This is a genomic window from Ruegeria sp. CDSA246 (assembly GCF_059611225.1).
In genome coordinates this window covers 1-5,426 of sequence record NZ_JBXWPD010000041.1, presented here as the reverse complement: position 1 = coordinate 5,426, position 5,426 = coordinate 1, and the positions used below count along the sequence as shown (strand labels likewise).

General features: G+C 54.4%; 6 protein-coding genes. 2 read left to right on the top strand and 4 right to left on the bottom strand.

Translation table 11 applies throughout. The annotated features are described in order from the left end of the window. Positions 1-177 precede the first annotated feature (177 nt). The gene (locus AC2FI9_RS22600; RefSeq protein ID WP_496770955.1) at positions 178-600 is read right to left on the bottom strand and encodes a hypothetical protein; all 423 of its coding nucleotides are present in this window, start codon (positions 598-600) and stop codon (positions 178-180) included. Positions 601-806: 206 nt separating this feature from the next. On the opposite strand from AC2FI9_RS22600, the gene AC2FI9_RS22595 reads away from it, so the two are divergent. Next, positions 807-2,516 (top strand): adenylate/guanylate cyclase domain-containing protein, encoded by a 1,710-nt coding sequence (locus AC2FI9_RS22595; RefSeq protein ID WP_496727385.1) that lies wholly within the window; start codon positions 807-809, stop codon positions 2,514-2,516. A 356-nt stretch (positions 2,517-2,872) separates the two neighbouring features. Here AC2FI9_RS22595 and AC2FI9_RS22590 read toward each other — a convergent pair whose 3' ends face one another. Next, positions 2,873-3,862, bottom strand: coding sequence for a methylenetetrahydrofolate reductase (locus AC2FI9_RS22590; RefSeq protein ID WP_496770953.1), 990 nt, complete (start codon positions 3,860-3,862; stop codon positions 2,873-2,875). Then, positions 3,859-4,440 carry a methylenetetrahydrofolate reductase C-terminal domain-containing protein gene (locus AC2FI9_RS22585; protein ID WP_496727383.1) on the bottom strand — a complete coding sequence of 194 codons (582 nt, stop codon included), beginning with the start codon at positions 4,438-4,440 and terminating at the stop codon, positions 3,859-3,861. Before AC2FI9_RS22585 ends, AC2FI9_RS22590 begins: the two co-directional genes overlap by 4 nt. A 353-nt stretch (positions 4,441-4,793) precedes the next feature. Between AC2FI9_RS22585 and AC2FI9_RS22580 the strand changes: the two genes are divergently transcribed. After that, complete coding sequence (locus AC2FI9_RS22580; protein WP_496770951.1) at positions 4,794-5,165, top strand: DUF262 domain-containing protein; 372 nt, start codon at positions 4,794-4,796, stop codon at positions 5,163-5,165. A 25-nt stretch (positions 5,166-5,190) separates the two neighbouring features. On the opposite strand, the gene AC2FI9_RS22575 is transcribed toward AC2FI9_RS22580, so the two are convergent. Continuing rightward, the coding region (locus tag AC2FI9_RS22575) for a hypothetical protein (RefSeq protein WP_496770949.1) at positions 5,191-5,426 on the bottom strand (236 nt) is incomplete at its 5' end.

Sequence of the window (5,426 nt, the reverse complement as noted above, 5' to 3'; positions counted from 1 at the left end):
TTTGATTGGTGAGGCTGATAATATCAGGCCTCGTTTGCCCAAGGAGAGCGACCACCGCGATCACACCATGTCATTCGACCAAATCGCAGCATCCGTCACTATGGGCTCGAAGCGGTCAGTCGGCAAGTTTTTCTGAGCGCCTGCTGCGCGGACGAAGTTGCCGTTCGACAACCCAGCTCAAAACGCTCTAGGAACTCTTTCGAAGTTTGGCAGCGCGAGCACTTGGCGGCTGTCTTCCCAGATTATTTTACCCGGAGTTCTCGTTCTTATTTCGCGAATCTCACACCCCGCAAGAGTTAGAACGGCTGCCAGTTCGCGCGCCCGTACAACAACGCTACCAGCCTCACGACGGAAAAATTTGGCATCTTCCCGAAACCAAAACAGCGACCTTCTAACGTCGGGTGTGCGAACCTTTCCCTTGAGCCGAGGATAGGTTAACCCGCCACCGCCATCTGCGCTGAACCAGTAGAATGCTTCTTCATGTGCTCTCTGAATGCTCCCTTTCTGCTTAGAAAAATCAACATGGTCGCGGGCCGCAAACATACCGAGTTCTGCGTTGATATTGGGATGAGGTCTATTGCTGACAAAACGGACAAACATACTGGAAAGGTAGTTGTGATACTTCCGTAAGATCAAGCACATCTGCACGTAGCTTTGGGTTCCCTGCTGCCATTCTCTGCCGCTAGTATCTACCAACGGTAAGAGCCCAAAGCGGTCGCGCTTTCTTGATGGAACCCCTTTGCTCTAACTACCGGGCTGACATTGCTCTTTCTACAAGCTAGCTTCCAACAAGCGGGGAGAGAAACATGGAAAAGAGGCTTGCTGCGGTGCTGGCGGCTGATGTCGCCGGATACTCGGCGTTGATGGATCAGGATAGGGACGGAACACTCAAAGCGCTCAAGGCTTTCCGTGAGGATCATCTAATACCCGCTTTAGCAGCCCATGATGGGCGACTGGTCAAAAGCATGGGCGACGGATGGATTGTTGAGTTTCGCTCCGCATCAGCCGCGACAGAATGCGCGATTGCTGTTCAGATTGCTGACCGACCACAGGAAATCCAAATCCGCATCGGCATACATACCGGGGAAGTCGTTTCGGAAGGTGATGACATATTCGGTGACGGTATCAACATAGCTGCCCGTCTCGAGGCATTAGCGGAACCGGGGCAAATATTGATTTCAGACACCGCACATAACAGCCTAGACAGGAATGCCGCCGCCTCGTTCTCTGGCGGCCAGCAGGCCGAATTGAAGAACATTGCCCGCCCCGTTGGCGTGTGGCAGTGGCCTGTCGGTTCGGCGGCTACAAGTCCATCTGTCAAATCGGAGAAACCCGGTATTGCTGTGCTGCCGTTTGACAATATGTCTGGCGACACTGAACAAGAGTTTTTCGCCGATGGGATTACCGAGGACATCATAACTGAGTTGTCTCGGTTTCGTTGGCTGATGGTCGTGGCGCGAAACTCGTCTTTTACATTCAAAGGAAAGAGCACTGACATTCGCGAAGTCGGGCAGGTGCTCGGCGTGAGATATGTGCTTGAAGGGTCTGTAAGGCGCGCGGGTCAGCGTCTGCGGATAACAGGACAGTTAATTGATGCAGAGAATGGCAGCCATATTTGGGCCGATCGTTTCGATGGGATGCTGGACGATGTTTTTGACCTTCAAGATCAGGTCACACAGGAAGTTGTCACGGCAATCGAACCGTCCGTTCGCCATGCCGAGACGGTCCGCGCTCGGGCGAAACCGACAGAAAACCTCGACGCGTATGAACTTTATCTCCAGGCTCAGTCACATTTTCACCTGCTGACCGACGAAGACAACCGTGAGGCTATTCGCCTTACACGTCTGGCGTTGGAGCGCGATCCTGATTATTCGTCGGCAGCTGGATTGCTTGCGTGGCTGCATATCCAAAGGATGGTACAGGGACTTAAGCCGATTGATGAAGGGCCTAAAGCAGCCGTAACCGCAGCAGAACGTGTGTTGTTAAGTGACCGCGCGGATGGAATCGCGTTGGCTTACGCCGCACACTCAATCTCTATGCTTGCACAAGACTTGCCGCGAGCTCGCGCAGTTTTCAAACAAGCACTAGCCGAAAATCCAAATGCTGCGACCGTTCACATGCTCGCCGGCATCAATCTGAATTTTCTCGACAGACCCGAAGAAGCCCTCGAACACGCGACACACTCGATCAATCTCAGCCCGAAAGATCCGATGCGGCACGCAGCCTATGTAGGGCAAGCCTCCGCATTTTTCCAACTTGGCCGCTATGCTGAAGCTGTAGAGGCCAATCGAAACGCCTTGGCCATTAGGGCGAAATTCGTGATTACTCATCTCATGCTCATCGCATCCTTGGCTCAAAACGGAGACCTTGAGTCAGCAAGGGCTGCGGTATCTGAACTGAAGGAACTTCGTCCGGATCTCGACATTAAAGAACAAACGAAGCTCCCCATATTCAGCGTTCCCGAATGCTCGGAGCAATGGCGGGATGGATGGCTAAAAGCAGGCCTTCCAATCTGAGAAAGCAAAGTTAAGCAGGCGACCCAATCCGGCGGCTTCGTCCGCATAGCAGACCTTGGCTCCTTATTGTTGACTTCGAATGTCCGCTCCGAGCCCAAAGCTGCCGTTCCCGGTCTATTTGACTGCTGCGTTTGCATTCGTCGGGTTTGTCGACCATTGCAGACCTTCGAGGTTTAGTTGGCGAATTCACAGGACGCAAACAAAGTGTGAATTCGCTGCGCCCGCCCCAACGGCAGCAATCCGCACATTGCGTCTGCAGCGAAAAGCAGCACGGTTAGAAGTCTGTCAATCACTGCAAGTGGTCGGCTGTTCCGAAAGTTCAATGACGACACGCAATGGTTATCCAACCAGACAGGTTAACCTTTATTCCGCCTGCGCCGTCCTGCCAGAACACCTGATTCAAGGATGATGCTGGAGACAAGGTGTTCGCGCCGATAGGCCATAATATGCACGCCTGAGACGCCCACAATCTCGCGCAGTTGCTGGATCAGCTCGATGCATATTTTCTTGCCCTCATCCGAAGGGTTTTGCGCCACCTCCAACCGGTCGATGATGGCATCGGGGATGTGAATGCCCGGCACGTTGCTGCGCATCCACCGCGCCGCCTTGGCCGAGGCGAGAGGGCCGACCCCGGCGATGACAAACACGCGCTTGTCCATGCCGGCATCACGCACCCGCTCCATGAATGCCTCAAAGAGGGGAATGTCAAAAATATAGTTGGTCTGGATGAAATCGGCCCCGGCCTCGACCTTTTTGGTCAGGCGGTCCGCGCGCCACTCATAAGGTGGGATGCACGGGTTTTCTGCCGCCCCGAGGAACAGCTGCGGTGGGCTGGACAGTTTTCGTCCCGACAGAAACACACCTTCGTCGCGCATTGTGCGCAGGGTGCGCAGCAGGTTGAGGCTATCAAAATCGAACACCGGTTTCGCGCCGGGCTGATCGCCCACGCCCACGCCATCGCCCGTCAAGCAAAGCACGTTACTGACACCCAGCGCGGCTGCCCCCAAAACATCGCCCTGAATGGCGATGCGGTTCCGGTCGCGGCAGGAAATCTGGTAAACCGGAGAATAGCCCGCGCGGGTCAGCAGAGCGCAAATGCCGATGGAGGACATATGGCAATTGGCCCCCGATGCGTCGGTGGCATTGATCGCATCCGCGACCTCTCCCAAGGGCTGGGCCGCATCAAAAACATCCGCCGCATTGGCGCTGTCGGGCGGGTTCAATTCAGCCGTCACGGCAAAGCGGCCCGAGCGCAAAACACGCTCAAGCCGACTGTGAGAGACATGACCCTCAGGCGGCTTGGCATAGGGCAGCAGGGTGTTTTCGATGGGTGAGGTATCGCTCATGTGCCGCGCCCCGAGGTCGTGGCCTTGGGTGGCTCGTCTGCCAGAGGAGCCGAGCTTGGTTCCTGCAATCGTGCCTCTGGAAAGGCGTCAGCAAGGGCCATGCGGGCCGCATCCCGTTTTTCCCGGTTCAGTGTCGCCATTTCGCGGCTTACGCGCAACCACGAGGAAGAGCCTTGCAGACTACGATCGACAGGTGGCAAAACCTCCCTGATCTTCGCGGCCCCGTCTTTCATGTGGCTGGCCCCGTCCCAGCCCAGCGCCCAAACGCACTTCATTTCAGGCTTCACCTCGCAATACCCTCCCTGCCGCACCCCGCCACAGGGGCCATTGCGCAGCTGTTTGGGGCAGTTCATCGGACAGGACATGCCGGTTGAGGACAACACGCATTGGCCGCACATTTTGCAATCGAAAAGAAGTGTCTTCACTCCCTTCTCGATAAGGGCAATCGGGCGCTCGACACGGTTGTAGCCAATTTTTGCGATAAGGGGGTCCAGCGCCACCATGACCTGCTCGACACGCTTGTAGATCCATTCAAATGTGCGTGCGTGGCGAGTGGCAAAAAGTCGGACACGGTACATAGATTAGTTCCTTGTGGAGGCTTGACCTTAGCACGGGTCGACGACTTTCTATACGTAATATAGCGCTTGCATATCACTGCCGCCCAATCCCACCCGACGTAAAGCACACTGACCCGGTAACTGACATTGGTTCCGAGTGCAGCATTCGTTACTAAGGGCTCGCTGCCGACTTTCTCTGCAGTGAGACTGAACAAGGATTTTGAGCCCTAAGCCGTCGTTGCAACGTCGCTTGGATGCCGCTCGTGCAGCCGGCCGCTAGGGCCCCTAAGCTGACATTCGATTGGTCTCGACGAGACCGCAACCAGAGTCGATTGATTGACTGCCAACAAATTGGAAGTAGGGTGGCCAAAAGTATGCATGAGATCAGTTTGGCTTACCAAGACAGAGACGAACCGTTTGAGGATTTGGAGCCAACCGAAGAAGGGGAGAGTTCCAATGTTACGGCTGCGGAGTTCGCATCACTTCTGATCTCGCCGACCGACTGGACCATCGAGACGCTGTGCCGACAAATAGGCAGTCAAATTAATTTATCCCCCGAGTTTCAACGGCGTAATGTATGGTCCCCCAAGGCTAAAATTAGCTTTATCGAGTCTCTCTTTCTCGGAATTCCCATTCCACAGATTTTGCTTTCGGCCAGTGGTGGCAGCAGTAAGTCCTTTTTTGGTATTGGACGGCAAACAAAGACTGCTGACCATAAAAGAGTTCATAGATGGGAAATTTCCTAGTGGGCAAAAGTTCCGGCTAAAAAACCTACGAGTCCTGTCTGATCTTGAGGGTCAGACTTGGGAAGAAGTCGAACAAAACGACGATTGGCGATTTGAACTCCTCAACCAACTCAAAGAACAGCGGTAATACGATGTTGGGAAGATGACAGAATACTCTACGAGATATTTCATCGCCTGAATTCAGGTGTCCGTCGTCAGGGATTTTGGGACAGATGGCGCTCTGATCTAAGAGAGGATGTGGCTCATCTGGTTGGTTTGATT

What these genes read in the sequence shown, in the direction of transcription:
- AC2FI9_RS22600 (WP_496770955.1), bottom strand. Translation starts at nt 600, where the DNA reads ATGTTTGTCCGTTTTGTCAGCAATAGACCTCATCCCAATATCAACGCA.
- AC2FI9_RS22595 (WP_496727385.1), top strand. Translation starts at nt 807, where the DNA reads ATGGAAAAGAGGCTTGCTGCGGTGCTGGCGGCTGATGTCGCCGGATAC.
- AC2FI9_RS22590 (WP_496770953.1), bottom strand. Translation starts at nt 3,862, where the DNA reads ATGAGCGATACCTCACCCATCGAAAACACCCTGCTGCCCTATGCCAAG.
- AC2FI9_RS22585 (WP_496727383.1), bottom strand. Translation starts at nt 4,440, where the DNA reads ATGTACCGTGTCCGACTTTTTGCCACTCGCCACGCACGCACATTTGAA.
- AC2FI9_RS22580 (WP_496770951.1), top strand. Translation starts at nt 4,794, where the DNA reads ATGCATGAGATCAGTTTGGCTTACCAAGACAGAGACGAACCGTTTGAG.